The organism is Rhodovulum strictum (genome assembly GCF_009649175.1).
GTDB lineage: Bacteria > Pseudomonadota > Alphaproteobacteria > Rhodobacterales > Rhodobacteraceae > Rhodovulum > Rhodovulum strictum.
The window spans coordinates 1-1167 of the sequence record NZ_WJPO01000078.1 but is presented as its reverse complement, the minus strand read 5'-3'; the positions used below and the strand labels follow the sequence as shown (position 1 = coordinate 1167).

The window sequence follows — 1167 nt, the reverse complement described above, 5'->3', positions numbered from 1 at the left end:
GCCTCGGGATTGATCGGCTCGCCGACCGAGCCCAGCACCTTGAGCGCGGAGAGGTCGTATTTCTCGACCCATTCGGTGCCCTGGCCCATCAGCGCGCGGATCACGGTCGGCGCGGTGTAGAACTGGTTGACCTTCAGCGCCTCGCAGACCTGCCAGAACCGCCCGGCATCGGGGTAGGTCGGCACGCCCTCGAACATCACCGTGGTCGCGCCATTCGCCAGCGGCCCGTAGACGATGTAGCTGTGCCCCGTCACCCAGCCCACATCCGCGGTGCACCAGAAGATGTCGCCCTCGTGATAGTCGAAGACATATTCCATCGTCATCGCGGCATAGACCAGATAGCCGCCCGAGGAATGCACCACGCCCTTGGGCTTGCCGGTGGATCCGCTGGTATAGAGGATGAACAGCGGATGCTCGGCGCCCAGTTCGCGCGAGGGGCAGTCGGGGCTCGCGTGTTCCATCAGCGCCAGCACATCCACGTCGCGCCCGTCGATCCAGGTGGTCTGGTCGCCGGTATGCTTGACCACCATGCAGCGCACCCGGTCCGAGCAGTGCAGGAGTGCGGCATCGGTATTCGCCTTGAGATTGGTCTTGCGCCCGCCGCGCGGCGCGGTGTCGGCGGTGATGACGACCTTGGCGCCGCAATCGTTGATCCGGTTGGCCAGGCCATCGGCCGAGAAGCCCGCGAACACGATCGAATGGATCGCCCCGATCCGCGCGCAGGCCAGCATCGCAAAGGCCGCCTCGGGGATCATCGGCAGGTAGATCACCACCCGGTCGCCGCGCATCACGCCCTGCGAAAGCAGGACGTTGGCCATCCGGTTCACCTTCTCGTGCAGTTCGCGATAGGTGATATGCTCGACCGGATCCTTCGGATCGTCGGGCACGAAGATGATCGCCGTCTGGTCGCCGCGCTTGGCCAGATGCCGGTCGATGCAGTTCGCCGCCACGTTCAGCGTGCCGTCCCGGAACCAGTGGATCTCGACCTCGCCGGGGCGGAAGCTGGTGTTCTTCACTTCCGTATAGGGCTTGATCCAGTCCAGACGGCGCCCATGCTCCCCCCAGAACCCCTCGGGATCCTCAACCGACCGGCGATACATCTCCTCATACAACGCCCCGTCAACATGCGCTCCGCGCGCAAAATCAGGCGAGGGGGGGTAAAGTCTG

Annotated in this window: 1 protein-coding gene; it reads right to left on the bottom strand. The window is 65.0% G+C overall.

All coding sequences use genetic code 11. The features are described from left to right. Positions 1 to 1167: AMP-binding protein (locus tag GH815_RS18690; protein ID WP_153750230.1), on the bottom strand; the 1167-nt coding region annotated here is incomplete at both ends.